Consider the following 25388-nt stretch of genomic DNA (forward strand, 5'->3'; position numbering starts at 1 on the left):
GAGGAAGCGATGGCATCTCTGGCGGGACGTTGCATGTGCGGCGCGGTCACCTGGATCTATTCCGGGGAGCTCACGCGAAATCTTGTCTGTCACTGCGCCGATTGCCAGCGCGCCACGTCCGCTCCCTTCACTGCTTTCCTCGGCATGAGGCCGGAGCAGCTGAACTGGGCCGGCGTCATCAGGCGCTATGAAAGCAGCCCGAACACCTTTCGCGGGTTCTGCCCGTCCTGCGGCACCAGGCTCTACTTCCGCTCCGACAGATGGCCCGACGAGATCCACGTTCACGCCGCGACCATGACCGACCCGGCCGACTACCGTCCGGACGCCCAGGTCTTCGTGCGCTCGCGCGCGAATTGGCTCGACCAGCTGCAGTCGATTTCAGCCCATGAGGATTTCCAGCAGGCGCCATTCACCGGGTTGCGTTGAAGGCGCGGCCAAACGTGTCGGCCTGGGGCAACGCCAGCCACAAAAAAAGCCGGGCGCGCGGCCCGGCTTTTTCCGTGTCGTGGCTTGGACGACTTAGAACTTCATACCGACGCCGAAGAGGACGCGGTTGTCCTTCGACTTGACGTTGCCGACATTGTCGAAATTCTTGTCGCCGTAGTCGGTGTAGCGGTACTCGACACGACCGAACACGTTGTCGGTGATCTTGATGTCGGTGCCGACACCGGCCGTCCAGCCCAGCATCGCCTTGCTGTCGCTGCTGACGCCATCGTCGATCTTCTGGTTCTTGGCGGCGAGACCGCCGGTGCCATAAAGCAGGATTTCCGGGGTCACGGCATAGCCGAGGCGAGCGCGCAGCGAGCCTTCGAGGCCGCCCTTCGCATCGATGCCCGCGCTGTCGCCCTTGACGCCATTGTAGCCGAGATCGGCTTCAGCGCCGTAGACGAAGTTGTCCTGCTGCCACTGGTAGCCGCCGAAGACGCCGCCGATGAAGCCCTTGGTCTTCACATTGACGCCGATGTCGCGGGCGTCGGCATGGCCGCTGAAGCCGTAGCCGAGGCTGATACCGGCATAGGGGCCGGCCCAGGAAGCGACGGGGAGTTCGGCGACCGGGGCCGGTGCCGGCGGCTCTTCGGTGACGGCGTCTGCAGCATAAGCGGTACCACCGAGGGCGAAGAGCCCGAGCGCAACCGCCAGCGGCCGCGCAAACTTGAGATTAGCTTGCATTGTTGTTTACTCCTTAAGCCACAAGACACGAGGCTTTTTATGTTCATGAATGCCCCCGGCCCGTCCGGGGGGATAAACGGGCCTGGCGTTCAACGGTTCCAAATGTCGTGCTGAAATACGGCTGAAGCGAACCTGAACTTGGGTCATTCCCTGGCGCGAATGAGGCCAAAAGGTGACGTTGCATCTTCGCAACAGCGAATGTCAGCACGCTAATCATGTTGCGCTGCACACCGCTTGGTTCAAGGGGTTCGGGGACATATATTGCATTATGAAACTTCCGCAATCCGGGTCGGCAGCGTGCGTACGGGCCGCTTCGCCACATTCCTGCCCCAGGTAGAAATGGCATTTAACGCTTGGCCCGTCATATTGTGCCGGCTTCCCGGAATCGTGAAGCCGATAGAGGATTGACGACATGAAAGAAGCCTTTGGCGTGGTGCTGGTGACGGGTGGAGCGAAAAGGATCGGCAAGGCGATCGTCGAAGACCTTGCCGCGCATGGCTTTGCCGTGGCCATCCATGCCAATCGTTCCGGAGCCGAAGCCGAGGCGCTGGCCAGCCGCATCAGGAACCAGGGCGGCCGTGCCGCCGTGCTCGTTGCCGACCTCACCGATATGAAAGCCGTCGGCGATCTCGTCGGCCGCTCCGAGGCTGCCCTTGGCCCGGTCACGCTGCTCGTCAACAACGCCTCCTTGTTCGTCGACGACCGTATCGAGGATTTCGACTGGCAGGCCTGGGACCGCCACTTCGCCATTCATCTGAAGACGCCGGCGCTGCTGGCGCAGAACTTTGCTCGCGCCTTGCCGGAAGGCGCGGAGGGACTGATCGTCAACGTCATCGACCAGCGTGTCTGGCGGCCGACGCCGCGTTATTTCTCTTACGCGCTGTCGAAATCGGCCCTGTGGACACAGACCCAGATGCTGGCGCAGGCGCTGGGGCCGCGCATTCGCGTCAATGCCATCGGCCCCGGCCCGACACTGAAGAACAAGCGCCAGGACGACGAAGATTTCGGCAGGCAGGTCGAAGGACTGATTCTGAAGCGCGGCCCGCAATTGCCGGAATTCGGCGCCACCATCCGCTATCTCTGGGAGGCGCGCTCCGTCACCGGGCAGATGATCGCGCTCGACGGCGGCCAGCATCTTGCATGGCAGACGCCCGATGTGACAGGCATGGTGGAATGAGTCCTGCCCAAAAACACAGCCCCATCGGCGCCGGCGATGATTTGCCGCCCGATCTCGATATCGAGGACGAGGCGTCGGAGGAGATCGTCGAGCCGGAGGCGGTTGTCGCCGGTCCCGACGTTGCTTTCACCGCGATCGACTGGACGCCGCATGCCGGCGACGCCGACGGCATGGTCGGTGCCGAGGTGATCCAGACCTTGGTCAAGCGGCTGCCCAACCAGCCGGGCGTCTACCGAATGATGAATGCCGCCGGCGACGTGCTCTATGTCGGCAAGGCGCGCAGCCTGAAGAAGCGCGTCACCAACTATGCGCAGGGGCGCTTCCACACCGCCCGCATCGGCCGCATGGTGCGCGAGACGGCGACGATGGAATTCGTCGTCACTCGCACCGAGATCGAGGCGCTGCTGCTCGAGGCCAACCTCATCAAGCGGCTGAGGCCCCGCTTCAACGTGCTGATGCGGGACGACAAGTCGTTCCCTTACATCCTGCTTACTGGCGACCATGTCTCGCCCGGCATCTACAAGCATCGCGGCGCGCGCTCGCGCAAGGGCGACTATTTTGGGCCCTTCGCTTCCGCCGGCGCGGTCGGGCGCACCATCAATTCGCTGCAGCGCGCCTTTCTGCTGCGAAGCTGCACGGATTCCTTCTACGAGAACCGCACGCGACCTTGCCTGCTCTACCAGATCAAGCGTTGCGCCGGTCCCTGCACCGGCGAGATATCGCATCGGGGCTATGCCGAGCTGGTTGCCGAGGCGAAGGATTTTCTCTCCGGCCGCAGTCAGAAGGTGAAGACCGAGATCTCGGCCGCCATGCAACAAGCCTCCGAAGAGCTCGATTTCGAGCGGGCCGCTATCTACCGGGATCGCCTCGCGGCGCTGTCGCATGTGCAGGCGCATCAGGGCATCAACCCGCAGACGGTGGAGGAGGCGGATGTCTTTGCCATCCACCAGGAAGGCGGCCAGACCTGCATCCAGGTGTTCTTCTTCCGCACCGGCCAGAACTGGGGCAACCGCGCCTATTTTCCCAAGGCCGATCCGGCGCTGGAGCCGGCCGAGGTGCTGGGCTCCTTCCTCGCGCAGTTCTATGACGACAAGCTGCCGGCGCGTACGCTGCTTCTTTCCCAGCCGGTGCAGGAGCAGGAGCTGCTCGCCGAGGCGCTGTCAACCCGCGCCGGGCGCAGGATAGCGATCTCGGTGCCGCAGCGCGGCGAGAAGAAGGATCTCACCGATCACGCGCTGCAGAACGCGCGTGAGGCGCTCGGCCGCAGGCTGGCGGAAACGTCGACGCAGGCGCGGCTATTGCAAGGCTTTGCCGAGACCTTCGGCCTCGCAAGGCCGCCAGTGCGCATCGAGGTCTACGACAACTCGCACATCATGGGCACCAATGCGGTCGGCGCCATGGTCGTCGCGGGGCCGGAAGGTTTTGTGAAGAACCAGTACCGAAAGTTCAACATCCGCTCGACCGAGATCACGCCCGGTGACGATTTCGGCATGATGCGGGAGGTGATGGAGCGCCGCTTCTCGCGGCTGCTCAGGGAGCATGGCGACGTCCAGCCTTCAATCGGAGCGGGCGCGGAGGCCGAGGACGATGCGGCCGAGGATCTTGTCGAGGGAAACGGCAGCTTCCCGGCATGGCCGGACGTCATCCTGATTGACGGCGGCCAGGGCCAGATGACGGCGGTGCGCAAGATCCTCTCCGATCTCGGCATCGAGGACCGGGTCGTCGCCATCGGCATCGCCAAGGGCCAGGACCGCGACGCCGGGCGCGAGCGCTTCTTCGTCAAGGGCAGGGACTCTTTCACGCTGGCGGTGCGCGACCCGGTGCTCTATTTCGTCCAGCGCCTGCGCGACGAGGTGCATCGCTTCGCCATCGGCTCACACCGCGCCCGCCGCAAGAAGGAGATGGTCAAGAGTCCGCTCGACGAGATCGCCGGCATCGGCCCCGGCCGCAAGCGGGCGCTGCTTCACCATTTCGGCACCGCCAAGGCGGTCAGCCGCGCCGCGGTCGAGGACCTGGTCAAGGTCGACGGCATCTCCGAGCACGTGGCGAAGCTGGTCTACAACCATTTTCATGACAGCTGACCATTCTTGCGCCTATTTTGGGTTGACCAATCGAATCTCGCCTGTTGACCCCCCACATTGGCTTCTGATTTGAGTAGGCAGGCGGAGAGAGATCCCGATCAGATATGGCCCAGCGCGCTTTCAACCTGCCGAACATCCTCACCTACGCCCGCATCATCGCGGTGCCGCTGGTGGTGCTGTGCTTTTTTCTCGAAGGCCATCTGAAGTCCTCCGACTTCGCCCGCTGGTCGGCGCTCGCCATCTTCCTGCTCGCCTCCATCACCGACTATTTCGACGGCTATTTCGCGCGCGCCTGGCAGCAGACCTCCAACATCGGCAAGATGCTGGACCCGATCGCCGACAAGCTCCTGGTCGCCACCTGCCTGCTCTTGCTCGCGGCCGACACCGACCGCCATGCCGGCATTGCCGGCTGGTCGCTCTGGGCGGCGATCATCATCCTGTGCCGCGAGATTCTTGTCTCGGGCCTGCGCGAATATCTGGCGGCGCTGAAGGTCTCGGTGCCGGTGACGCAGCTCGCCAAATGGAAGACGACCATCCAGATGGTCGCCATCGCCTTCCTGCTCGTCGGCCCGGCCGGCGACAAGATCTTCCCGCTGACCACCCAAATCGGCCTGGTGCTCTTGTGGATCGCGGCACTTGTCACCCTCTACACCGGTTACGACTATTTCCGCGCCGGCCTGAAGCACATCATGGACGAGTGAGATGTCGACCAAGCTTATTTATTTCGCCTGGGTGCGCGAGCGCATCGGCAAGCCGGAAGAGCATGTCGAGCTGCCCGCCGGCGTCGAGACCGTTGCCGACCTGTTGCGCTGGCTGAAGTCGCGCGGCGAGGAATACGAAAACGCGCTGCAATATCCGGACGTCATTCGCGTCGCCATCAACCAGGAACATGTCGGCCACCGCGAGAAAATCGCGGGCGCGCGCGAGATCGCGCTGTTTCCGCCGATGACCGGGGGCTGAGATGGCGAGCACGGTCGTGCCGGCCATCCGCGTCCAGCGCGAGGATTTCGACGTCGCCGCCGAGATTGCCGCGCTGACCGAGGGCCGCGCCGATATCGGCGCCGTGGTCACCTTCTCCGGCCTCTGCCGTGACGAAAAAGGCGCGCTCGCCGCGCTCGAGCTCGAGCACTATCCCGGCATGGCCGAGGCCGAGATCGGCCGCATCGCCACTGAGGCCATCGGGCGTTGGCCGCTGCAGGGGCTCACCGTCGTACACCGCCATGGAAAAATCACGCCGGGCGAAAACATCGTGCTGGTGGTCGCGGCCTCCGCGCATCGCCAGGCGGCCTTCGAGGCGGCGAATTTCCTGATGGATTACCTGAAGTCGCGTGCGCCCTTCTGGAAGAAGGAGCACCGTGCCGACGGCTCCGAAGGCGGCTGGGTCGAGGCCAAGGAAGCCGACGACGAAGCCGCGGATCGTTGGAAGACCCCGGACAAGTAAGCCAGGACGGCATTGCCTTGGCGATCGCCCCATCTGGCGCGCTTCGCAGCACCTTCTCCCCTTGGGGAGAAGAGGGTCGCCCCGAACTGCTCTTCGCAATTTCGGTTGGCAATCCGCCTGAGGGACAAGCCGGCGAAATTTCCTCCCCAAGGCCATCGAACGACCGCAATCCTTCCCGACCTTGCAAATCGGTTTGATTTGCTGGGCGGGAGCAATCTTATGCTGGACAGGATTGCGGAATTTTTCATCTTCGGCCTTGTGCCGCTGGTGGTCGGCGTGCTTGCCGTACCGGAGTTCACCAGTGCCGCCGAAAAGACGATTGCCGGCGAGGTGACCTATCGCGAGCGCATCGCGCTGCCGCCCAATGCCGTGCTTTCGGTCGAGCTCGCCGACATCTCGCTGGCCGACGCGCCGGCGACGCTCCTCGGCCAGCGCAAGATCGTGCTGGCCGGCCAAGTGCCGATCAAATTCGAGATCGGCTTCGATCCCAAGGCGATCCAGCCCGGCAGGACCTACGCTCTGCAGGCCCGCATAACGGTCGATGACCGGCTGATCTTCGTCACCGACACTCGCCACCAGGTCGATCCGCTGGACGGCAAGCCACAGACCATCGTGCTGAAGAAGGTCACGTCGTAACCTGGCTTGGTTCGCAAGATTCCCGACACGCCGGAAACGCATAGAGACGAGGGATCGCGGCTGCTTCTGCGTCAGCGGCCGCCCCTGGAGTTCCGGTCTCTCGTCCGCCACCATAGCGGATTCGGCAAATGTTAAGGGGGCGCGAAAGGAACGCGGCGCAACCATAGTTGCCCCGATTGACCGCGACCCCGCGACCACCTAGTTTCCCTCGTCAAATGGGGATGGGGTTCCCCCGAAACCGCCCGAGCTTTTCGCATTCGGGCTGATGACTCCTGCCAGGCGTGCTTTCGCGCGGCAGGATTTGTTTTTTCCGCTCGCACATGCCTGTCTTGATGGCGCGATTCCCGCGAGGAATCGCTTTGTGGAAAGGCAATGAAGCGATGAGCCTTGCGGCCTGCGCCCTGGTCCTGATCGGCGGCTTCCTCGGCGGTATTTCCCGCTTCTTCCTGTCGGACCTTGTCGGCCGCAGCGTCGGCGAGACCTTTCCCTGGGGCACGCTGGTGGTCAACGTCTCCGGCGCGCTTGCCATCGGCGCCTTCGCCGGCGCGGCGCGGGCCGTCGGCGGCATCTTTTCCGCCGAACTCGTGCGCGACCTGATCGTGGTCGGGCTGTTCGGCGGCTACACCACGGTTTCGTCCTTCTGCCTACAGACGCTGAACCTCGCGCTCGACGACGAGAGGCGGCTCGCCGCTCTCAACGTCGTCGCCTCGGCGGCGCTCTGCGTGCTTGCCGTCGCCTTTGGCTTTTGGACCGTCGAGCGGATGGCAGGGTAGGGCCTATGCTTGGAAACGATAGACAGACAGCCATGCGGCTTTATCTGGCGGTGGGCTGCGGCGCGGCCATCGGTTCGCTGGCGCGCTTCCTGTGCGGCTACGTCGTCGTCTCCCTGCTGGGCTGGAGCGCGCTGCTTGCAACGGCGTTCGTCAACGTCGTCGGCTCCTGGGTCATCATGTTCTTTTCCACGCTGACCCGGCCGGATGGACGCCTGATGATCGGCCCGGCCGGCCGCCAGTTCGTGACCGGCGGCTTCTGCGGCGGTCTCACCACTTTTTCGTCGATGAGCCTCGACACCTTCATTCTGCTTCTCGAGGGCGACCTCGGCCTTGCGGCGACCTATCTTGTCAGTGTGGTGGTGCTGTCGCTTGCGTCGGCCTGGCTCGGCCATCTCATGGCGGCCAGGTTCAACCGCTTGCCGATCACCAGGTGATCAGGGAGGAGAGCATGGCACTTCTCGCCGGCTCGGAGGCCTCCGGCGCTGCCGCGGGCAATCGCCCGTTCCTAAAGCCTGCCCGGCCGCCCGCTCCAACAAAAAGGCGGCCCGAGAGCCGCCTTCATTGCCAGGACCGAAGCGTCTCAGCCGACGATCTCGGTGTCGGAGAACCAGTACCTGATCTCCTGCGCGGCGGTCTCCGGCGCGTCCGAGCCGTGCACCGAATTTTCGCCGATCGACAGCGCATGCACCTTGCGGATGGTGCCCTCGGCCGCATTGGCCGGGTTGGTGGCGCCCATCACTTCGCGGTTCTTGGCAATGGCGTTGTCCCCTTCCAGAACCTGCACGACGGCCGGGCCCGACGACATGAATTCGACCAGCTCGCCGAAGAAAGGACGATCCTTGTGGACGGCGTAGAAGCCTTCGGCCTCGCGGCGGCTCATCCATACGCGACGCGACGCGACGACGCTGAGGCCCGCGTCTTCCAGCATCTTGGTGATGGCGCCGGTCAGATTGCGCTTGGTGGCATCCGGCTTGATCATGGAGAAGGTGCGTTCGATCGCCATTGGGTCGTCCTTGTTCTGGGAATGGAAATTGGAGTGGCGGGCTCTATACAAGCCGCTTGGCGGCTTGCCAAGGGGAGGCGGCTTCTGGTCAAGGCCGGCTGTTTGCGGGATAATTAGACGGCTGAGAGCGCGCTTCGCGTGCAGTCCGGAGCACCGCGGCAGCGGAGCAGGAGGCGATGAACCGGCTCTACCTCAGACGCGACGATGTCGCCGGCATTTTCTTGACGGCCGTGGTTCTTGCCGTGATCGTCTTCGTCCTGCTGTTCTTTCCACAAACCGGACAGCAGAATTTCGGCTTCGGCCCGGAATGGCAATGCGCCCGCATGGGAGAGGGCGATCCGATCTGCGTCAGGCTGGTCGAAAAGGATGAAGCCGGAAAATTCCCGCCTTGAGGGGGAGATGGCCGGCAGGCCAGAGCGGGGCGCCGCGCGTGAAACGCCGACTTCTTCTCTCTCAAGTAGGCACCGCAGCTGTTGAGGCGCCCACTCTGTCACCTTCGGCGACATCTTCCCACAAGAGGAAGATTAGCGCTTACGCCGCCGCGGCGACCTGCCGGCCGATTCCGCCATGCAGGTCGAGGCAGCGTTCGAACCATTCGGCAACGCCGTCGCCCGTCTCGAGCAGTTGGTAGGGCGAGGCGACGCGCGCCCATTGCAGCGCCCCGAACACGATGTAATCGGCAAACAGCGGCGATGTCCCGCCGATGAAAGGCTGGTAGATGAGCATCGAGCGCAGCGGCTCGAGCGAGGCACGAAAGCCGGCAAGCCCCGTGTCGCGGCCGGCCACCACCTCTTCGAGCCGCTTGCCGAGCCGCTGCTCGCGGCTCTCGCGGAAATAGGCGCGGTTCGCCTCGTCCTGCATGCTGTGCAGATCGGTGAGCAGCACCGTCGTGAGGTAAGGATGGATGGTGAGCTGCGACCAGCGTTCGATGAAGCGCGCCGTCGCCTTGCCGCCTTCGCCGCCGAACAACGTCGGCCGCTCGGGATAGGCTTCGTCGAGATAGAGTGCGATGGCGAAGGAATCGGCCACCACGCGCTCGCCATCGCGGATCACCGGCACCGTCTTCGACACGCCGCCTTCCACCTTGGGGACTTCCAGGAAGCGCGTCGGCACCTTGGTGGCGTCGATCCCTTTGTGGGCCAGCGCCATCTTCGTCTTCCAGCAATGCGGACTGAAGGGGCGTTTTGCGTCGTGGCCGACGAGATCATAGAACAGAATGGTCATTACGGTTCCTGCGGGTTACGAAGAGCCGGGATTCGTTGCGAGCCGGGTGGAAGAATGAAACAGCATTTCATGATGTTTGCGGCCTACAATCAATGGGCCAACACGCGCATCTATGATGCCGCCGCCGATCTCAGCGAAGAGGAACTCGGCCGCGATGTCGGCGCCTTCTTCGGCTCGATGCTGGGCACGCTCAATCACCTGCTCGTCACCGACCGCGTCTGGATGAAGCGCTTTACCGGCGAGGGGGACGCGCCCTCAAACCTTGCGACGATCCTCTATCGCGCCTTCCCGGGCTTGCGCCTGGCACGCGAGGCCGAGGACAGGAGGATCGTCGACTGGATGGACGGCATGACCGATAAGGCGCTCACCGGGCGATTTTCCTATATGACCACTGACATGCGCACCGTTTCGCAGCGGCTGGCGCCGGCGCTCAGCCATCTCTTCAATCACCAGACCCACCATCGCGGCCAGGCGCATATGTGCCTTACCGTCCTCGGCAGGCCCTCGGTGCCGCTTGACCTGATGCAGTTCCAGCGCTCCGAAGAAGGCCGCGCCTACGCCTGAAGCTTGCGGGATTCCGGTTGGCCAATTCCGGAAAACTAAAAAACACTTCAATTTCGTCTATATTTTTAAAGCAGAAGTATCGTTTTTGAAAACTAGGATTCGTCATATGCGCAATAGCTAAAGAAACCGAAAGGGCACTCTCGGCGTATTTCTGTCTCAAAAGCTACGCGCGCTAGAAAAGCGCAACAAATGATGCAAGGCGGAAATACAAACCACATGGAGAGTGTCATGGCCAGTATCGTAAAAAGATTCGCCAGCACATTGGCGAGTGGTGCAATCGTCGTTGCTCTTGCCATGCCGGCGAACGCCCAGAGCGTCGGGCTCGGTGGCCTCGGCGGCGCATCCGTAGGCAGCAATAGCGCCGACGCCAATGCGGGCGGCCCAAATGGGGCTGACGCAAATGCATCCTTCGGCGGCAGCAACACCAGCGCCAGGGCTTCGATCGGCGGCGCAAGCGGCGGCACCGGAACCGCCACCATCGGCGGCAGCAGTTCCACCGCAACGGCATCGATCGGCGGCACCAACGGGGCTGGAGCCAATGCGACTTTGGGCAACGGCACCAATAGCACGCTCAACGTGACGACGGGCGGCACGAGCGGCGCTGGCGTCGCCCTCGGCGCGGGCGCCACCGTTCCTGGAACCGTCGGCGCGACGCCGCCGGGAACGACGAACCTGTCCTCCGCCGTCGCCCAGATGTCGAGCAGCCAGTTGTCGCGGATGAAGAAGCGCTGCGTCGATGTGCTCAGCAGCGAGGGCACCTATGATCGTGATCTGAGGGCGCTCTGCCTGATGATTTCGCGTCGTTGACGGCGCGCTGACGAGCGCCTCCGGCCAATCGCAAAGCCCGCCGCTGCGTCGGCGGGCCTTCTTCAGCTGGTATCGCGGTGCGGCGCGCTCGACGCCTGGTTAACCACATTCCCATTGAAGCCAATATATTAGGACTTCGTTTGCGCTCGCGCTCCACAATATGCCAGTTGTAGTGGGAGCAATGCCATGCGCATCGATTTGTCCCCCACCAGTTGGGGCAGGGTCGCGCTGGTTACCGTTGCCGGCACGGCATTCTTCATTGCCGCGGCCTTCTTTGTCGATTCCTTCAACTTTCCCTCGCTGTCACCCGAAGCGCTGCTCTGGGCCAAGCTCACCGACCTGTTCCTGCCGCTCATCCTTGGCGGCTCCTTCCTGTTCTTCCTGATGTGGAAGATGCGCCAGCTGGCCATCGCCCAGAAGGAGCTCAGCATCATTGCCGCGACCGACAGCCTGACGGCGGTCTTCAACCGCGGCGCTTTCTCGATGCTGGTCGAGGCCTATCTCGACAAGGCTCGCAGCCATGCGGTGGCCGAAGCCGGCGCGCTGCTGATCGTCGATGCCGACCATTTCAAGTCGATCAACGACCGGCTCGGCCACGATTGCGGCGATCAGGCGCTGAAGCTGATCGCGAGCACGATCCGGAGCCAGCTCCACGGCGCCGACATCGTCGGACGCATCGGCGGCGAGGAATTCGCGGTCTTCCTTCCGGGCGCCGACGCGACGCGCTCCTTCCTGGTCGCCGAGTCGATCAGGCTGCGTATCCGCGAGGCCGAGTTCGCTCCAGGCGGGCAGCCGTGCCCGCTTTCGGTCAGCATTGGCGGCGTCGCCTTCAGCGGGCCCACCACCTATCACCACATGTTTCAAGTCGCGGACAGGCATCTCTACAAGGCGAAGTCGAACGGACGCGACCAGGTGAGCTTCGAAAGCCCGCGCAGCAGGCTATCCGGCGAGGCCGCCGGCACCTTCCACTGAACGAACCCGCGCTGCAGGAAACGGAGCGCCCTCACCAGTGGTTCTGGTTGAGTGGAGCGTCGTCCCCGCCTTTGGGTAGGCGCCTATTTCCACATGCCGCGCATGCGCGCGCCGAGATCGACCTTAACGCCCGGCTTTTGGCGCGGATCGTCCGTGATCGCCGCGCTCGCCCAGGATGACTGTTCGAAAGCCGAAAGCATCGAAGCCGGGATGAAGCGGGTGCGAGAGGCATAGACGTGACGGTCGCCGCGCGCCGGCTGGTTGTGCGGATAAAAGCGCTGCGGCACCACCAGGTGCAGGCTGTCCTTGGCGCGCGTCATCGCCACATAGAGCAGCCGCCGCTCCTCCTCGATATCCTCCTTAGTGCCGACGCCGAGATCGGCCGGGATGCAGCCGTCGACCGTGTTGAGCACGAAGACGTTCTTCCACTCCTGGCCCTTGGCCGAATGGATCGTGGACAGGATCAGGTAATCCTCGTCGCGATGCGGCGGGCCGGCCTGGTCGCTGGTGGCGTCGGGCGGGTCGAGCGTCAGCTCGGTCAGGAAACGCTCGCGCGAGGGATAGCCCGACGCGATCTGCTCGAGCTGCAACAGGTCGGCCCGGCGCGTGATGGCGTCCTCGTGGATACGCTCCAGATGCGGCTCGTACCAGAGCCTGATCCGCTCGAGGTCGGCCGGCCATTTGGCGCCGGCGCGCAGTCCGCTGTAGATGTCGAGAAAAACCGGCCAGTCTGCGGCCGCGCGCTGCGGCGGCCGGAAGCGGGCAAGGCCCAGCGTCTCGTCGAGCGACGTCGCCATCGCCTCGACGATCTGCGAGGCGGCCGAAGGGCCGATGCCGGGCATCAACTGCAGCACCCGGAAGCCGGCGACCCTGTCGCGCGGGTTCTCGGCAAAGCGCAGCATCGCCAGCATGTCTTTCACGTGCGCGGCATCGAGGAATTTCAGCCCGCCGAATTTGACGAAGGGGATGTTGCGCCGCGTGAGCTCCACCTCCAGCGGCCCGCTGTGATGCGAGGCGCGGAAGAGCACGGCTTGCGCCTTGAGCGCCGTGCCGGCCTCGCGCTCGGCAAGGATCGCCTGGCAGACATAATTGGCCTGCTCAGCCTCGTCGCGCACGCTTACCAGTTGCGGCTTGTGCGACGACCGGCGTTCGGTCCAGAGATTCTTGGTGAAACGCTCGCTTGCCTCTCCGATCACTTTGTTGGCGGCGGCCAGGATCGGCTCGGTCGAGCGGTAATTGCGCTCCAGCATGACGATCTCGGCGCCTTGCGCGAACTGTTTTGGGAAATCGAGAATGTTGCGCACTTCCGCGGCCCGGAAGGAATAGATCGACTGTGCGTCATCGCCCACCACGGTCAAGCCCGCGCCGTCCGGCTTCAGCGCCAACAGAATAGAGGCCTGCAGCCTGTTGGTGTCCTGATATTCGTCGACCAGCACGTGGTCGAAGCGGGAGCCAAGGTGAGCGGCGATCTCCGGCTCGGCCGCCATCTGCGCCCAGTAGAGCAAAAGGTCGTCGTAATCGAGCACGTTCTGCGCCTGCTTGGCCTCGACATAAGCCGCGAACAGCTCCTTCAGTTGTTCCGCCCATCCTGAGCACCAGGGAAAGGCCGAGCCCAGCACCTCGCCGAGCGGCGCCTGCGCGTTCACCGCCCGCGAATAGATCTGCAGGCAGGTGGCTTTGGTCGGGAAGCGGCTTTCGGTCTTGGAAAAACCGAGCTCGTGCCGGGCAAGGTTCATCAGGTCGGCCGAATCCTCGCGATCGTGGATGGTGAAAGCCGGATCGAGGCCGATCTGCTCGGCATAGTCGCGCAAGAGTCTGGCGCCGATACCGTGGAAAGTACCGGCCCAGGAGAGCGCATCGGCGATGATCGCGGCATCGCGGCCCAGCACCTCGCCGGCGATGCGCTCGACACGCTTTGCCATTTCAGCCGCGGCGCGGCGCGAAAAGGTCATCAAAAGGATGCGGCGCGGATCGGCGCCCTTGACGATGAGGTGCGCCACGCGATGCGCCAGCGTGCTGGTCTTGCCGGAGCCGGCGCCGGCGATCACCAGCAGCGGCGCGGCCACCTTGCCGTCGCCATGCACCACCGCCAGCCGCTGCTCGTCGTTCAGCCGGGCAAGATAGGCAGGAGTTTCGAAGGACGAATCACGGGCGGCGATGTTCATCGCCCATCAAGCATCGTTTCCGCTTTGTTCGCAATACAGCTGATCTCCCGACAGGCGCCCAAGTGGGGGGCGATGCCCGGCAGGGCAGAGGGGACGATGCACGCGCCGGCATGTGCTGGATAGGCCGGCCATCTTCCCAACAAGCGGGAGATTGGCCGATCTATCTTTTCGGCTCGACACCCATCGCCGCGGACTGGCGCCGCAGCGACCGCCGACCGTCCGGCGGCGCGAGCTCGCCGGACGCCTCCTCGATGATCCTCATCGTGACGCGATAGGCCGTGTAGCCGAACAGGCCGACGAGCAGCAGACGGATCATGACATCTCCTCGTGAGTTATCGAGGTTCAACCGGAGACAGCCGCGTTGGTTCCCGCCGGACGGCGCAACCAAACCGCCGCCGCCTCGTTTGCTTCGAAGAAAGGGGCGAACGAGAGGAGGTCGTCATGATGAAACTTCCTGTGCTGCTGGCACTCGCGGCAGGGCTCGCGCTCGCCGCCTGCGACAACAGCGTGCAGCCCACCAAGGCGCCGAGCGACACTGTCGACAAAAACCCGCAGGTCGACAAGAACCCGGTGCCGCAATCGACCACCGGCGGCGACCAGCCCGGCACGCCACCGAAGCAATGAAAGCGGACGGTGTTGTCGGGAGGCGAAGCGGCGCCGCCGCAGAAGAAGGCCGGCGCTGCTTGGGAGGAAGCTGGAAAGCGCCGGCCAAGCGGGAAAATCAGGCCCGCCGCAGGATCAAAGATAGCTGAGTCTCTCCGCCGCGTCATGGGGCGATCGCGCTAGCCGGCTACAGGTATTCGTCCAAACGCTTTGTCGGCCTTCAAAGATCGGAGAATCTCAGGGGTGTGTTTGCGTCGCTTGCGCGTCACGCCATCGCGGCGCGCGCCAGCGGCACGTTGGCGATCTCCAGGTCCAGCTGGCGCTGCGTCAGCGCCGCTTCGGCCATGATCCACTGCTTGAACAGCTCCACCTTGCGGGCGCCGAGCGCCTTGATGGGGCTGACGAAATACCAGCCGGCGGTGTTGGGATGGTGGACCGCGAAGGGGGCCACCAGCCGCTCGGCTCGGATGTCGCTTGCCATATAGGCGCGGTTGGCGACGGCAAAGCCCATGCCGGCATTGGCCGCCTCGTAGGACATCATGCAGGAATCGAAATAGATGCTCTTGGTCTCGCCAAGCACGAAACTCGCGCCGGCAAAAGCCAGCCACGACTGCCAGTTCTGGGTGCAGGTGTCGGAGTGGAGCAGGGTGAAGTGCCTGAGGTCCTCCGGCGTCACCTTGGACAGCGGCTTGTCGCCAAGCACCTCGCGGAACAGCTTGCGGCTGCACACCGGCGTCAGGTCCTCCTTGAACAGCAGCGCGGAGTTGAGGCCGGGGAAATTGCCATCGCCGTAGCGGATCTCGAGATCGTATTCGGAGGTGGCGAATTCATGCGTGGCATAGGAAGTCGAGACCCGCATCTCGATATCCGGATACTGCCGCTGGAAGGTGGAAAGCCGCGGAAACAGCCAGCGCGCCGCGAAGGTCGGCAAGACGCAGATCTTCAGCACATGCGCCTGGGATTGGCCGGTCGCCTCCATGCTGGCAGCCACGATCCGCTCCAGCGCCTCGCGCACGCGCGCCACGTAGGTCTCGCCTTCCGGCGTCAGCGACACCGCGTTGCCGCCGCGCTGGAAGATCTTGAAGCGCAGCTGGTCCTCCAGGCTCTTCACCCGCTGGCTGACGGCGGAGGCGGTGATGAACTGCTCTTCGCCCGCGCGCGTGAAGTTGCGGTGCCTGGCGGCGCTCTCCACGATTTTCAGCGAGTTTAAGTTGACCTGGCTGAGCAGACGCACGGGGTTCGACCTTTAGCTATGCTTAAAGTAGCACCAGCATTCCTAAATTTACAGGGGAGGGTGCTCAATCGACTGTTTACCAAGTGTTGCCCCGACCTTGGAGAAGTAGAATGAACGCCCATACAATCCCCGAACTGCGCTATGCGATGAGCCGTGAAGCCATCATCGGTCATGATACGGCGTGGAAAGTGTCGAGCTTCGGCGTCGCCCAGTATCTTCACGGCTACGACCCGCAACTGCTCGCCGCGATCGAGGAGGCGGCGCTCAAGCTCAAGGCCAGCCACGCCGTGCACAAGCATCTCGACCTCACCTTCATCACCGGCGCCGACCGCTACATTCCCGAGATCAAGGAACTGCTCAACGACAAGCTGCGGCTGGAACGGCTGTCCGACATGATGGGCACCAAGCTCGAACCCTATCCGCTGTCTATCGTCGGCTCGACCGTCACCTTCATGAACCCCAAGGACGGCGCCGTCGACTGGCACTGCGATGGCGTTCCGGTGACGGAACTCATTCCGCTCTCGATCAGCGATCCTCTGATCGGCGGCCATCTTGAAATCTATTGCGACGATTCCGAGACGGGGCGTGCCATCCTCGAATCCGGCAGCGACCTGCCGCGCAACAGGGTCATGCGCATCGACCACAAGATGAATTACGCCACGCTCGGCCAGTTCCTCGGCGTGCTCCATCGCACCGCGCCGATCCAGCTCGGCTCGCGCGTCACCCTGGTGCTCAACCAGCGTTCGGTGGCGAAGCCCTATGTCGACGACAACCGCATGTTCTACCTCGCCGCCGACAACGACCAGGACCGCGGCTGGGTGAACGAACTCGCCGAGGACGTCTGGACGAACCAGCTGCCGGCCTATCGCCGCCATGCCGAAGAACATCCCGTGCCGAAGCCGGCTGTCGATCCGGTCTCCGGCGGAGCCAGGGAATCGTGGTAGTGGCTGACGATCCGGCCGGTCGCCAGCCGCCTTCAGCATCGCTAAGCCTGGGCCCGGTCACCGCCGGAAGGCGGAAGGACCGTTCCAGCGCCGCTCCCCCGGTGGCGCTGGCCTTTGCCTTCGGCGCCGTGGCGCTCTGGGCAACCAACGCTTTGGTCGGCAAGACGCTGCTTGCCAATCACCCGGTATCGGAGGTGCAGTTCCTGCAGTTCTCAGGCGCCGCGCTGGTCTTTGCGCTGATCAGGTTCTTCCCTTCTCCCCTTGTGAAGTCCGAAGGAGGGGGCGAGACCCGTGGCTCGCGCCCGGGCAGTGGCCTCGCCAAGCGAGATCGGATCAAGGGGGCGGGACGGATCGCCGACGCAGGAGTTTCTTCCAACATCCCTCATCCGTCTCGGGGCTCTGCGCCGATCCAGCTTCTCCCACAAGGGGAGAAGGGGAGTACCGTGCTCGCCTGCGCCGTCGGCTTCATCGGCCTGGTCGGCACCATGGTGCTGCAATACATCGCCTTCGCCTCGATGCCGGTCATCGAGGCCAATCTCGTTGCCTACACCTGGCCGCTGATGGTCGCCGCCGCGGTCATCGTGCTCGGCCGTCCGAGACGGCCAATGCTGCTTGGACTGACCGCCGCGCTTGGCTTCGCCGGCGTCGCGCTGGTGATCTCCGGCGGAGACGCGCGTGCCTGGTTCGCGGGCAGCCCCGCCGGGTATTGCGCCGCCTTCGGCTCGGCACTTTGCATGGCCTTCTACTCGCTTGCCGTCGGCCGCCTTGCCGTGCCGCCGGATCGGCTTCTGCTGCCTTCGGCGCTGATCGGCGTGGCGCTGACCTTCGCATGGTGTCTGCATGACGGCGTCGCCGCCCTGGGCGGCTTGGACCTGCTGCTCGGACTCTATCTCGGCGCCGGGCCGATGGGGCTCGGCTATTATTTCTGGTCGCGCGCGCTCGGCCTCGATCAGGATGGGCGGCTCGCGGTCGTGGCGTATCTCACGCCGATCGCTTCCACGCTTCTGCTGGCGCTGTCGGGCGAAAGCCTGTCGATGACGGCCATGGCTGGCGCCGTCCTTGTCATCGGCAGTTGCATTGCTGTCGGCATCGAACGTCCGGAGGGCTGAAGACCATGCCAGGGATCGTACCAGGAAAGATGCCAGGGAGCGGGCTTGACGACGACGAACGCCGGGCCAGACAGGAGGCGCATTGGCTGGTCAAGGAATTCGGCGCCGAGGCGCAGCTCTATGCCGCCATGAAGGCTGAGAAGGCCATCGAGCAGAAGGATTTCGGCCGCTGCGCCCGCTGGAAACGCGTGCTGGAGATTCTGGCCGACGGCCCGACCGATCTCCGGCGCGGCGCTGCCGCGAAATAAGCGACTTGCCCTAACGAATCGGGCATGATCGATGATCGGAGAGCTAGCGCTGCTCGCAATTATTGGCTTTCCGTCCAGAATTCCAATTTTTGCAGGAATTACTCGTAGAAATTGAAGTGCTGTTGCGTCATTTACTCGCCCGTGCAGAGCTTCGGTGCTGTAAAGTGTTTGTTGTAGGTATTAGAATTCCTAACTTGCGCGGTCGCGGCCCGCGGTGAAAACATACCTTCGGTATTGAGCCTCGTACGTTTACTGACTCTGGACGTCCGTTGGGGGACAGGTCCAATAAGATACCTAGACTAAGGTCTTAAAAACAGCTGGTCATTTGAGAGCCAGCAGAAGGTGAAAAAATTGTCCAATATCGACGACAAGACTGCAATCGAGCTGACCGCCGACATTGTTTCGGCCTATGTGGGCAACAACCCGCTTCCGGCATCCGGCTTGCCCGATCTGATCGCCAGCGTCAGCGCTTCGGTGCGCAAGCTCGCCGGGGGCGCCCCGGTGAAGGAAAGCGCGCCGCAGACGCCGGCCGTCAATCCGAAGCGTTCGGTATTCCCCGACTACATCGTCTGCCTCGAGGACGGCAAGAAGTTCAAGTCGCTGAAGCGGCACCTGTCGACCGACCATGGGCTGACGCCGGACGAATATCGCGCGAAATGGGGCCTGCCGGCGGACTATCCCATGGTGGCGCCCAGTTATTCGGCCACTCGCTCGGCGCTCGCCAAGTCTTCCGGCCTGGGCCGCAAGCCGGCCGCGGATTCCGGCAGGGGCAAGCGCAAAGCCAAGGCCTGAGCCGAAGGTCATGCTGCCCGCAACGGACGGCGCCACGCCGTCGGCCGACCGCTTTGCCGCGCTCGACGCGTTGCGTCGCAGGGTGGCCATCCAGTCTTGCGCCGATGCCGGCGAGGGGGTCAAGGCGCGGCGCGTCCTGTTTTCATTGGACCTGCCGGGCATCGATCCGCGTACCGCGCTCGACGCGCTCGACAATTTCGAGCGCGCCATCGTCGAGCATGACGACCGGCCGGTCGTCGCTGCGCGACGGCTGAGATGCCTCGCGGTCCTGGACGGCATCGTCGGCGGCTGAAAAGGCGCATGGTCAAGGCGGTTCCGGGACAACCGCGCAGCGGTTTTCCGGAATCCGGGAGGAGCGGTATTCAGCGTTAGTACCTGTCAAAGCCGGACCCGCCGGGCCGCCTTCAATTGCGCGGCAGCTTGCCCGCCCCGGTGCCTCGATCCTGGTCGGCGGCGAGGCTGTCCGCCTCGACGGCGGTCATTTCCAGGAAATAGACAAGCATTTGACAGCGCGTGCTTGAAAGCATCTTCGCCAGCCTGCGCGTGATCTCCGCCACATATCTCAGCATGCGCAGATCGTTTGCCGCCCTGTCCATCGTGAGCTCCTAAACAAGCCAAGTTATTGTTGTTGTTCTTCTTGATCGTTCTTGGCGCTTACGCGCCACTCACAGCGCAATTCCAAATTCGCAGGGTCACGACAAAACTGAAGTCAATTTTCGGAAAGCATCAGGCCTGGGCCAAAAGCTTTCGACGCGCGGCAGGCCAGAGCGGCGCCGCGCCGCCGGCCTATCGGTCTATTGCGTAGGCAACGTCTGGGATTGTTTTCCAGGATAAATTTGGATCAGCAGGTGTTTCGTCGCGTCCGCCTCTGGCCTGCCGGTCATCTCCCCCACTTGGGCGGAGACTGGCAGCGTCGGCGCCCCGCTTGCCGGGCCGGTTAAGGGGAGCACTGCAGCCGTCTCGCCCTCAAACAGCACCACTTGTGTCGCCAGCGCGGCGGTCGTGGCGACCTGGAAGAAGATGAAGGCGAGGGCGAAATAGCGGATCACGGGGCTCACAACGCTTCGGCCGGCAACTGGTTCCCTGATTGGGCTCGGGACCGGCGCCCGGAACCACGGCGAGCCGTCCTCCAGGCCCGGCTCTTGCGAAGCGCCGACGTCCGGTGCAAAAGCCCGCCCATGCTTATCATCAACGATCTCTCGCTGCGCATGGCGGGGCGCCTGCTTCTCGATCATGCCTCGCTGACCCTGCCGGCCGGCACCAAGGCCGGTCTCGTCGGCCGCAATGGCACCGGCAAGACGACACTGTTCAAGGCAATCACCGGCGATTTCCCCTCCGAGACCGGCTCGATCAGCCTGCCGAAAAACACCCGCATCGGCCAGGTCGCACAGGAAGCGCCGGGCACCGAGGAGCCGCTGATCGACATCGTGCTGAAAGCCGATGTCGAGCGGCAGGCCTTGCTGGAAGAGGAGAAGACCGCGACCGATCCGCACCGCATCGCGGAAATCCACACGCGGCTCGCCGACATCGATGCGCATTCGGCCGAATCCCGCGCCGCCACCATCCTTGCCGGCCTCGGCTTCGACGATGCGGCGCAGAAGCGCCCGGCTTCGTCCTTCTCCGGCGGCTGGCGCATGCGCGTGGCCTTGGCCGCCGTGCTGTTCTCCGAACCCGATCTTCTGTTGCTCGACGAGCCGACCAACTATCTCGACCTCGAAGGCACGCTCTGGCTCGAGAACTATGTCGCAAAGTATCCGCACACGGTTTTGCTCATCTCGCACGATCGCGACCTGCTCAACCGCGCGGTCAATTCGATCGTCCATCTCGACCAAAAGAAGCTGACCTTCTGGCGCGGCGGCTACGACCAGTTCGAGCGCCAGCTCACCGAGCAGCGCGAGCTGCAGGAAAAGAGCCGCGTCAAGCAGGAAGCGCAGCGCAAGCATATGGAATCCTTCGTCGAGCGTTTTCGCGCCAAGGCCTCGAAGGCCAGGCAGGCGCAATCGCGGCTGAAGGCGCTGGAGAAGATGAAGCCGATCGCCGCGGTGGTGAACGACACGGTGCGGCCGTTCTCCTTCCCCGAGCCGGTGAAGACGGTGGCCTCGCCGATCGTGGCGCTCAACGGCGTCAATGTCGGCTACACCGAGGGCAATCCGGTGCTGAAGAAGATGACGCTGCGCATCGATGCCGACGATCGCATCGCGCTGCTCGGAGCCAACGGCAACGGCAAATCGACGTTCGCCAAGATGCTAGCCGGCCGCCTCAAAGCCGAGACCGGCACGATGACGGTGGCGCCGGGCCTGAAGGTGGCGATCTTCGCGCAGCACCAGCTCGACGATCTGCGTCCCGAGGAAAGCGCCTATGAGCATGTGCGCCGGCTGATGCCGGATGCGCCGGAAGCCAAGGTGCGCGCCCGCGTCGCGCAGTTCGGGCTCTCGACCGAGAAGATGAACACCGCGGCGAAAGATCTGTCCGGTGGCGAGAAAGCGAGGCTCTTGATGGGGCTCTCGGCCTTCGACGGGCCGAACCTGTTCATCCTCGACGAGCCCACCAACCACCTCGACATCGACAGCCGCGAGTCACTGATCCATGCGCTCAACGATTTCCCTGGCGCGGTGATCCTCATCTCGCACGACCGGCATCTTCTGGAGGCGACGGCGGACCGGCTGTGGCTGGTCAAGGATGGCGCGGTCAATCCTTACGACGGCGACCTGGAGGATTACAAAACGCTGGTCACCGGCGTTTCCTCAAATCGTCGGGAACAGAAGGAGGCGGACAAGGCATCCAAGGCCGACCGTCGCCGCGAGGCCGCCGCCCGGCGCTCGGCGCTCGAGCCTCTAGCCAAGGAGATCCGCGCCACCGAGGCGCTGATGGACCGCATCCGCAAGCGCATCGACCTGATCGAGGACGAGCTCGCCAACCCGGCGATCTACGAGAAAGACCCCTCGACCGCGACGCGGCTGGCCAAGGAGCGCTCGCAGCTTGCCCACACACTTGCCCTAAACGAGGACAAGTGGCTGACGATGTCGGCGGAATATGAGGAGGGGATCGCGGAGTAGGGCGGCTTCCCCTTCTCCCCTTGTGGGAGGAGGTGGATCGGCGCGAGGCGCCGAGACCGATGAGGGGTGTTGGACGGAGTGAGGCGCCGAAGAACAGGCTGCTTCGATCGCCCATTTCTTTGTCGTAGCGATCCTTCCAACACCCCTCATCCGACCGAGCTTCGCTCGGCCACCTTCTCCCACAAGGGGAGAAGGAGGAGCCCCATCTGGCCCTACACCTCTCCCGCAAAACCCGCTACACAGCCTCGCATGAACCAGCACGCCAAGCTCGGGATCGGCCATTCGGCCTGTCCGCATGACTGTCCTTCCACCTGCGCGCTCGAGGTCGAGCTGCTCGACAATAACCGCATCGGCCGCGTCCACGGCGCGAAAGCGAACAGCTACACGGCAGGAGTCGTTTGCGCCAAGGTCGCGCGATATGCGGACCGCGTCCATCACCCCGACCGGCTGCTGAAGCCGCTGGTGCGCGCGGGCGCAAAGGGTGAGGGTGCCTGGAAGGAAGCCAGTTGGGAAGCGGCGCTTGACCTCGTCGCGGAGAAGTTCATCGCGGCCGAAGAGAAATACGGCTCGGAGACGGTCTGGCCCTATTTTTACGCCGGCACGATGGGGTTGGTGCAGCGCGACGGTATCGAGCGGCTGCGGCACGCGAAGAGATATTCGGGCTTCTTCGGCTCGATCTGCACGAATCTCGCCTGGACCGGCTGGATGATGGGGGCGGGCGCTCTGCGCGGCCCCGATCCGCGCGAGATGGCGAAGTCCGACTGCGTGGTGATCTGGGGCACCAATGCCGTGGTCACCCAGGTCAATGTCATGACCCATGCGACCAAGGCGCGAAAAGAGCGCGGCGCCAAGATCGTCGCCATCGACATCTACGACAACGCCACCATGAAGCAGGCCGATCTCGGCCTGGTGTTAAAACCCGGCACCGACGGCGCGCTGGCTTGCGCGGTCATGCATATCTTGTTTCGCGACGGCATGGCCGACCGCGCCTATCTGGAAAAATACACCGACGATCCGCGCGGGCTGGAAGAACATCTGAGGACGCGCACGCCCGAATGGGCGGCGGCAATCACGGGTCTGACAGTCACCGAGATCGAGACCTTCGCGCATCTGGTCGGCACAACGAAGAAGACCTACTTCCGCCTCGGCTACGGTTTTGCGCGCCAGCGCAACGGCTCGGTCAACATGCATGCCGCCTCATGCATCGCTGCGGTTACCGGCGCCTGGCAATATGAGGGCGGCGGCGCCTTTCACTCCAATTCCGGGATCTTCAAGCTGAACCAGGACGTGCTCGAAGGCACCGCGATGCGCGACCCGAAGGTGCGCTATCTCGATCATTCGCGCATCGGCCCGGTGCTGACCGGTGCCGAGGATGCGCTTTACGGCGGCCCGCCGGTGACGGCGATGCTGATCCAGAACACCAATCCCGCCAACGTCGCGCCCGAGCAGCGGCTGGTCAGAAAGGGTTTCCTGCGGGAGGACCTGTTCACCTGCGTGCACGAGCAGTTCATGACCGATACGGCCAAGCTCGCCGACGTCGTGCTGCCGGCGACGATGTTTCTGGAACATGACGACATCTACAAGGGTGGCGGCAACCAGCACATCACGCTCGGCCCCAAGCTGATCGAACCGCCGGAGGGGCCGCGCACCAACCACTACGTCAATGAAGAACTCGGCAAACGGCTGGGCGTTGGCGACCGGCCGGGCTTTGGCCTGACCGAGAAGGAACATATCGACATCATCCTCGGCAAGCGCGGGCTAGGCAGCTTCGACAGCCTGAAGGAACAGAAGTGGGTCGACCTGCAACCCGATTTCGACGACGCGCATTTCATCAACGGCTTCGGCCATGCCGACAAGAAATTCCACTTCCGGCCCAATTGGACCGGGCAGTCGGCGCCCAACCGGCCGCCGAAGAGCATGGGCTTGTTCGGACCGGTCGAGCGTCTGCCCCAATTCCCCGACCATGTCGAGCTGATCGAGGTCGCGGACGAAGAGCATCCGTTCCGGCTGGCAACTTCGCCGGCGCGCAACTTCCTCAATTCCAGTTTTGCCGAGACGCCGGTGTCGAAAGCCAAGGAAGGCAGGCCGGAGCTTTTGCTGCACCCGGAAGATGCCGCGGCGCTTGGCATCGAGGACGGCGGCCGCGTTGAGATCGGCAACCGGCGCGGCGACGTGGTGCTGCATGCCAGGTTCTTCGACGGCGTGAAGCGCGGCGTGGTGATTGCGGAAGGCATCTGGCCGAACAGTGCGCATGAGCGCGGCGAAGGCATCAACGTGCTGACCGGTGCCGACGCCCCGGCGCCCTATGGCGGTGCTGCCCTCCACGACAACAAGGTCTGGCTGCGCGCGCTGTGATGGTCTGTGGCGCGAGCTCGGCAGGTCACATGCCCGGGAGATTAGCCGAAAAAGCCCGTTGCTTCGTCACCCTGGCGCGGAGCAAGGAGCGAAGCGACGGGCGAGGTGTCCCTTGCCGCGACAACCATTGAAAATAGCCATCGCCGGCGCGCTCGGCCGCATGGGCCGGCAGATGACGGAGGTGGTGCAGGCAGATCCGCGGCTGGTGCTTGTCGCCCGCTTCCATCGACCGGGCAGCACGGGCGAGGGGCTGGTCGCGCGCGACGAGGCGCTGGCGCTTGCCGACGTCGTCATCGACTTCACCACGCCGGCGGCGTCAGTCGAACTGGCACAGGCATGCGCGGCGCGCGGCGGTCCGGCGCTGGTGATCGGCTCCACCGGCTTCGATGGTTCCGAGCTGGAGACGATCGCCGACGCGGCGAAGACGATCGCGATCGTGCGCTCCGGCAGCTACTCGCTGGGTCTCAACATGCTGATCGGGCTGGTGGAGCAGGCGGCGCGGGCGCTTGGGCCTGACGATTGCGACATCAATGTCCTGGAAGCGCACCACCGTTTCAAGGTCGATGCGCCGTCCGGAACGGCGCTGATGTTGGGCGAGGCGGCGGCGCGCGGACGCGGCGTCGGGCTGGACGAAGTGGCGCGGCGCGCTCGAAACGGGATTGTCGGCACACGCCCTGCCGGCAAGATCGGCTTCGCCGTGCTGCGCGGCGGCAGCATCATCGGCGAGCATTCCGTCAGCTTCCTCGCCGAGGGCGAGGCGCTGACGCTCTCGCACTCGGCTGGCGACCGCTCGATGTTTGCTCGCGGCGCCATCGCGGCGGCACTCTGGGTGGCCGGACAGTGTCCAGGCGAATACGGCATGCGCGATGTGCTTGGCTTCGCCGCTTCGTGACCAGCCATAGCTGCGGAATTCGCTCTTTCGGCCGCTAAAATGACTGAAAGCCAGCTGAAAGCTTGGCCATGCCATGACAGTTTTGCGGCGTTCGCCGCGGGATCGGTCCGGGAGCGGGCCGGCAAGGAGGAAATGCGGCGTG

Annotated in this window: 30 protein-coding genes and 1 riboswitch; of the genes, 22 read left to right on the plus strand and 8 right to left on the minus strand. The window is 64.1% G+C overall.

Features of this window, described 5'->3' with window-relative positions; all coding sequences use genetic code 11:
• Positions 1-9 precede the first annotated feature (9 nt).
• Positions 10-426 (plus strand): GFA family protein, encoded by a 417-nt coding sequence (locus CK224_RS28830; RefSeq protein WP_095784147.1) that lies wholly within the window; start codon positions 10-12, stop codon positions 424-426.
• Positions 427-519: 93 nt separating this feature from the next.
• Here the strand turns inward: CK224_RS28830 and CK224_RS28835 are convergent, their stop codons facing one another.
• Positions 520-1170 (minus strand): outer membrane protein, encoded by a 651-nt coding sequence (locus tag CK224_RS28835; protein ID WP_066995784.1) that lies wholly within the window; start codon positions 1168-1170, stop codon positions 520-522.
• Positions 1171-1582: 412 nt separating this feature from the next.
• Between CK224_RS28835 and CK224_RS28840 the strand changes: the two genes are divergently transcribed.
• The 8 genes from CK224_RS28840 to crcB (CK224_RS28875) all read left to right on the plus strand — a co-directional run bounded on the left by CK224_RS28840 (position 1583) and on the right by crcB (CK224_RS28875) (position 7712).
• Entirely contained in the window at positions 1583-2347 is a 765-nt protein-coding gene (locus CK224_RS28840) for an SDR family oxidoreductase (RefSeq protein WP_066995786.1), read from the plus strand.
• The gene (gene uvrC, locus CK224_RS28845) at positions 2344-4428 is read left to right on the plus strand and encodes an excinuclease ABC subunit UvrC (protein WP_095784148.1); all 2085 of its coding nucleotides are present in this window, start codon (positions 2344-2346) and stop codon (positions 4426-4428) included. Before CK224_RS28840 ends, uvrC begins: the two co-directional genes overlap by 4 nt.
• A 104-nt stretch (positions 4429-4532) precedes the next feature.
• Positions 4533-5129 carry a CDP-diacylglycerol--glycerol-3-phosphate 3-phosphatidyltransferase gene (gene pgsA / locus CK224_RS28850; RefSeq protein WP_067330383.1) on the plus strand — a complete coding sequence of 199 codons (597 nt, stop codon included), beginning with the start codon at positions 4533-4535 and terminating at the stop codon, positions 5127-5129.
• Position 5130: 1 nt separating this feature from the next.
• Positions 5131-5388 (plus strand): molybdopterin converting factor subunit 1, encoded by a 258-nt coding sequence (gene moaD / locus CK224_RS28855; protein WP_067330385.1) that lies wholly within the window; start codon positions 5131-5133, stop codon positions 5386-5388.
• A gap of 1 nt (position 5389) precedes the next feature.
• Positions 5390-5869, plus strand: a complete 480-nt coding sequence (locus CK224_RS28860; protein ID WP_095784149.1) for a molybdenum cofactor biosynthesis protein MoaE — start codon at positions 5390-5392, stop codon at positions 5867-5869.
• Between the two features lie 219 nt (positions 5870-6088).
• The gene (locus CK224_RS28865; protein WP_082980498.1) at positions 6089-6505 is read left to right on the plus strand and encodes a YbaY family lipoprotein; all 417 of its coding nucleotides are present in this window, start codon (positions 6089-6091) and stop codon (positions 6503-6505) included.
• A gap of 208 nt (positions 6506-6713) precedes the next feature.
• Positions 6714-6787: riboswitch (Fluoride riboswitch) on the plus strand.
• Between the two features lie 98 nt (positions 6788-6885).
• Entirely contained in the window at positions 6886-7278 is a 393-nt protein-coding gene (gene crcB, locus CK224_RS28870) for a fluoride efflux transporter CrcB (protein ID WP_095784150.1), read from the plus strand.
• A gap of 32 nt (positions 7279-7310) precedes the next feature.
• Positions 7311-7712, plus strand: coding sequence for a fluoride efflux transporter CrcB (gene crcB, locus CK224_RS28875; RefSeq protein ID WP_245299616.1), 402 nt, complete (start codon positions 7311-7313; stop codon positions 7710-7712).
• 146 nt (positions 7713-7858) lie between these two features.
• Here crcB (CK224_RS28875) and ndk read toward each other — a convergent pair whose 3' ends face one another.
• On the minus strand, positions 7859-8281 hold the full coding sequence (gene ndk / locus CK224_RS28880; protein WP_095784151.1) for a nucleoside-diphosphate kinase: 423 nt from the start codon (positions 8279-8281) through the stop codon (positions 7859-7861).
• 176 nt (positions 8282-8457) lie between these two features.
• Between ndk and CK224_RS28885 the strand changes: the two genes are divergently transcribed.
• Entirely contained in the window at positions 8458-8673 is a 216-nt protein-coding gene (locus CK224_RS28885) for a hypothetical protein (RefSeq protein WP_095784152.1), read from the plus strand.
• A gap of 139 nt (positions 8674-8812) precedes the next feature.
• Here CK224_RS28885 and CK224_RS28890 read toward each other — a convergent pair whose 3' ends face one another.
• Positions 8813-9505: a glutathione S-transferase family protein gene (locus CK224_RS28890; RefSeq protein ID WP_095784153.1), complete on the minus strand. Its 693-nt coding sequence runs from the start codon at positions 9503-9505 to the stop codon at positions 8813-8815.
• Positions 9506-9559: 54 nt separating this feature from the next.
• Between CK224_RS28890 and CK224_RS28895 the strand changes: the two genes are divergently transcribed.
• From CK224_RS28895 to CK224_RS28905, 3 genes are all read left to right on the plus strand, one after another.
• Entirely contained in the window at positions 9560-10069 is a 510-nt protein-coding gene (locus CK224_RS28895) for a DinB family protein (RefSeq protein WP_066995808.1), read from the plus strand.
• A gap of 189 nt (positions 10070-10258) precedes the next feature.
• Positions 10259-10876, plus strand: coding sequence for a hypothetical protein (locus CK224_RS28900; protein WP_245299617.1), 618 nt, complete (start codon positions 10259-10261; stop codon positions 10874-10876).
• A 186-nt stretch (positions 10877-11062) separates the two neighbouring features.
• Positions 11063-11848 carry a GGDEF domain-containing protein gene (locus CK224_RS28905; RefSeq protein ID WP_066995812.1) on the plus strand — a complete coding sequence of 262 codons (786 nt, stop codon included), beginning with the start codon at positions 11063-11065 and terminating at the stop codon, positions 11846-11848.
• Positions 11849-11931: 83 nt separating this feature from the next.
• Here CK224_RS28905 and CK224_RS28910 read toward each other — a convergent pair whose 3' ends face one another.
• On the minus strand, positions 11932-14013 hold the full coding sequence (locus CK224_RS28910) for an ATP-dependent helicase (RefSeq protein WP_095779144.1): 2082 nt from the start codon (positions 14011-14013) through the stop codon (positions 11932-11934).
• Positions 14014-14173: 160 nt separating this feature from the next.
• On the minus strand, positions 14174-14329 hold the full coding sequence (locus tag CK224_RS31570) for a hypothetical protein (protein ID WP_082980499.1): 156 nt from the start codon (positions 14327-14329) through the stop codon (positions 14174-14176).
• 125 nt (positions 14330-14454) lie between these two features.
• On the opposite strand from CK224_RS31570, the gene CK224_RS28920 reads away from it, so the two are divergent.
• Entirely contained in the window at positions 14455-14637 is a 183-nt protein-coding gene (locus tag CK224_RS28920) for a hypothetical protein (RefSeq protein WP_066995816.1), read from the plus strand.
• 244 nt (positions 14638-14881) lie between these two features.
• Here the strand turns inward: CK224_RS28920 and CK224_RS28925 are convergent, their stop codons facing one another.
• Complete coding sequence (locus CK224_RS28925; RefSeq protein ID WP_066995818.1) at positions 14882-15850, minus strand: LysR substrate-binding domain-containing protein; 969 nt, start codon at positions 15848-15850, stop codon at positions 14882-14884.
• 110 nt (positions 15851-15960) lie between these two features.
• Here CK224_RS28925 and CK224_RS31575 point away from each other — a divergent pair, with 110 nt between their 5' ends.
• The 5 genes from CK224_RS31575 (at position 15961) to CK224_RS28960 (ending at position 19235) form a co-directional block, all read left to right on the plus strand.
• The gene (locus tag CK224_RS31575) at positions 15961-16794 is read left to right on the plus strand and encodes a hypothetical protein (RefSeq protein ID WP_066995820.1); all 834 of its coding nucleotides are present in this window, start codon (positions 15961-15963) and stop codon (positions 16792-16794) included.
• A gap of 47 nt (positions 16795-16841) precedes the next feature.
• Positions 16842-17903, plus strand: coding sequence for an EamA family transporter (locus CK224_RS32155; RefSeq protein ID WP_245299619.1), 1062 nt, complete (start codon positions 16842-16844; stop codon positions 17901-17903).
• A gap of 5 nt (positions 17904-17908) precedes the next feature.
• The gene (locus CK224_RS28950; protein ID WP_245299618.1) at positions 17909-18151 is read left to right on the plus strand and encodes a hypothetical protein; all 243 of its coding nucleotides are present in this window, start codon (positions 17909-17911) and stop codon (positions 18149-18151) included.
• Between the two features lie 351 nt (positions 18152-18502).
• Positions 18503-18943: a MucR family transcriptional regulator gene (locus CK224_RS28955; RefSeq protein WP_066995912.1), complete on the plus strand. Its 441-nt coding sequence runs from the start codon at positions 18503-18505 to the stop codon at positions 18941-18943.
• 10 nt (positions 18944-18953) lie between these two features.
• A complete protein-coding gene (locus CK224_RS28960; protein ID WP_095784154.1) occupies positions 18954-19235 on the plus strand; it encodes a hypothetical protein in 282 nt (93 codons plus the stop codon).
• A gap of 112 nt (positions 19236-19347) precedes the next feature.
• Here CK224_RS28960 and CK224_RS28965 read toward each other — a convergent pair whose 3' ends face one another.
• On the minus strand, positions 19348-19539 hold the full coding sequence (locus CK224_RS28965) for a hypothetical protein (protein ID WP_095784155.1): 192 nt from the start codon (positions 19537-19539) through the stop codon (positions 19348-19350).
• Between the two features lie 198 nt (positions 19540-19737).
• Positions 19738-19992 carry a hypothetical protein gene (locus CK224_RS28970; protein ID WP_141245891.1) on the minus strand — a complete coding sequence of 85 codons (255 nt, stop codon included), beginning with the start codon at positions 19990-19992 and terminating at the stop codon, positions 19738-19740.
• Positions 19993-20121: 129 nt separating this feature from the next.
• Between CK224_RS28970 and CK224_RS28975 the strand changes: the two genes are divergently transcribed.
• From CK224_RS28975 to dapB, 3 genes are all read left to right on the plus strand, one after another.
• On the plus strand, positions 20122-21999 hold the full coding sequence (locus tag CK224_RS28975) for an ABC-F family ATP-binding cassette domain-containing protein (RefSeq protein ID WP_095784157.1): 1878 nt from the start codon (positions 20122-20124) through the stop codon (positions 21997-21999).
• Positions 22000-22248: 249 nt separating this feature from the next.
• Positions 22249-24354 (plus strand): molybdopterin oxidoreductase family protein, encoded by a 2106-nt coding sequence (locus CK224_RS28980; protein WP_095784158.1) that lies wholly within the window; start codon positions 22249-22251, stop codon positions 24352-24354.
• Positions 24355-24466: 112 nt separating this feature from the next.
• The gene (gene dapB, locus CK224_RS28985) at positions 24467-25246 is read left to right on the plus strand and encodes a 4-hydroxy-tetrahydrodipicolinate reductase (RefSeq protein WP_095784159.1); all 780 of its coding nucleotides are present in this window, start codon (positions 24467-24469) and stop codon (positions 25244-25246) included.
• Positions 25247-25388 lie beyond the last annotated feature (142 nt).

The sequence above is a fragment of the Mesorhizobium sp. WSM3862 genome (assembly GCF_002294985.1).
Classification (GTDB): domain Bacteria; phylum Pseudomonadota; class Alphaproteobacteria; order Rhizobiales; family Rhizobiaceae; genus Mesorhizobium.

Excerpts from the sequence above, each read along its gene's own strand:
- CK224_RS28830 (WP_095784147.1), top strand. The coding sequence starts at position 10 with ATGGCATCTCTGGCGGGACGTTGCATGTGCGGCGCGGTCACCTGGATC.
- CK224_RS28835 (WP_066995784.1), bottom strand. The coding sequence starts at position 1,170 with ATGCAAGCTAATCTCAAGTTTGCGCGGCCGCTGGCGGTTGCGCTCGGG.
- CK224_RS28840 (WP_066995786.1), top strand. The coding sequence starts at position 1,583 with ATGAAAGAAGCCTTTGGCGTGGTGCTGGTGACGGGTGGAGCGAAAAGG.
- uvrC (WP_095784148.1), top strand. The coding sequence starts at position 2,344 with ATGAGTCCTGCCCAAAAACACAGCCCCATCGGCGCCGGCGATGATTTG.
- pgsA (WP_067330383.1), top strand. The coding sequence starts at position 4,533 with ATGGCCCAGCGCGCTTTCAACCTGCCGAACATCCTCACCTACGCCCGC.
- moaD (WP_067330385.1), top strand. The coding sequence starts at position 5,131 with ATGTCGACCAAGCTTATTTATTTCGCCTGGGTGCGCGAGCGCATCGGC.
- CK224_RS28860 (WP_095784149.1), top strand. The coding sequence starts at position 5,390 with ATGGCGAGCACGGTCGTGCCGGCCATCCGCGTCCAGCGCGAGGATTTC.
- CK224_RS28865 (WP_082980498.1), top strand. The coding sequence starts at position 6,089 with ATGCTGGACAGGATTGCGGAATTTTTCATCTTCGGCCTTGTGCCGCTG.
- crcB (WP_095784150.1), top strand. The coding sequence starts at position 6,886 with ATGAGCCTTGCGGCCTGCGCCCTGGTCCTGATCGGCGGCTTCCTCGGC.
- crcB (WP_245299616.1), top strand. The coding sequence starts at position 7,311 with ATGCGGCTTTATCTGGCGGTGGGCTGCGGCGCGGCCATCGGTTCGCTG.
- ndk (WP_095784151.1), bottom strand. The coding sequence starts at position 8,281 with ATGGCGATCGAACGCACCTTCTCCATGATCAAGCCGGATGCCACCAAG.
- CK224_RS28885 (WP_095784152.1), top strand. The coding sequence starts at position 8,458 with ATGAACCGGCTCTACCTCAGACGCGACGATGTCGCCGGCATTTTCTTG.
- CK224_RS28890 (WP_095784153.1), bottom strand. The coding sequence starts at position 9,505 with ATGACCATTCTGTTCTATGATCTCGTCGGCCACGACGCAAAACGCCCC.
- CK224_RS28895 (WP_066995808.1), top strand. The coding sequence starts at position 9,560 with ATGAAACAGCATTTCATGATGTTTGCGGCCTACAATCAATGGGCCAAC.
- CK224_RS28900 (WP_245299617.1), top strand. The coding sequence starts at position 10,259 with ATGATGCAAGGCGGAAATACAAACCACATGGAGAGTGTCATGGCCAGT.
- CK224_RS28905 (WP_066995812.1), top strand. The coding sequence starts at position 11,063 with ATGCGCATCGATTTGTCCCCCACCAGTTGGGGCAGGGTCGCGCTGGTT.
- CK224_RS28910 (WP_095779144.1), bottom strand. The coding sequence starts at position 14,013 with ATGAACATCGCCGCCCGTGATTCGTCCTTCGAAACTCCTGCCTATCTT.
- CK224_RS31570 (WP_082980499.1), bottom strand. The coding sequence starts at position 14,329 with ATGATCCGTCTGCTGCTCGTCGGCCTGTTCGGCTACACGGCCTATCGC.
- CK224_RS28920 (WP_066995816.1), top strand. The coding sequence starts at position 14,455 with ATGATGAAACTTCCTGTGCTGCTGGCACTCGCGGCAGGGCTCGCGCTC.
- CK224_RS31575 (WP_066995820.1), top strand. The coding sequence starts at position 15,961 with ATGAACGCCCATACAATCCCCGAACTGCGCTATGCGATGAGCCGTGAA.
- CK224_RS28950 (WP_245299618.1), top strand. The coding sequence starts at position 17,909 with ATGCCAGGGATCGTACCAGGAAAGATGCCAGGGAGCGGGCTTGACGAC.
- CK224_RS28960 (WP_095784154.1), top strand. The coding sequence starts at position 18,954 with ATGCTGCCCGCAACGGACGGCGCCACGCCGTCGGCCGACCGCTTTGCC.
- CK224_RS28965 (WP_095784155.1), bottom strand. The coding sequence starts at position 19,539 with ATGGACAGGGCGGCAAACGATCTGCGCATGCTGAGATATGTGGCGGAG.
- CK224_RS28975 (WP_095784157.1), top strand. The coding sequence starts at position 20,122 with ATGCTTATCATCAACGATCTCTCGCTGCGCATGGCGGGGCGCCTGCTT.
- CK224_RS28980 (WP_095784158.1), top strand. The coding sequence starts at position 22,249 with ATGAACCAGCACGCCAAGCTCGGGATCGGCCATTCGGCCTGTCCGCAT.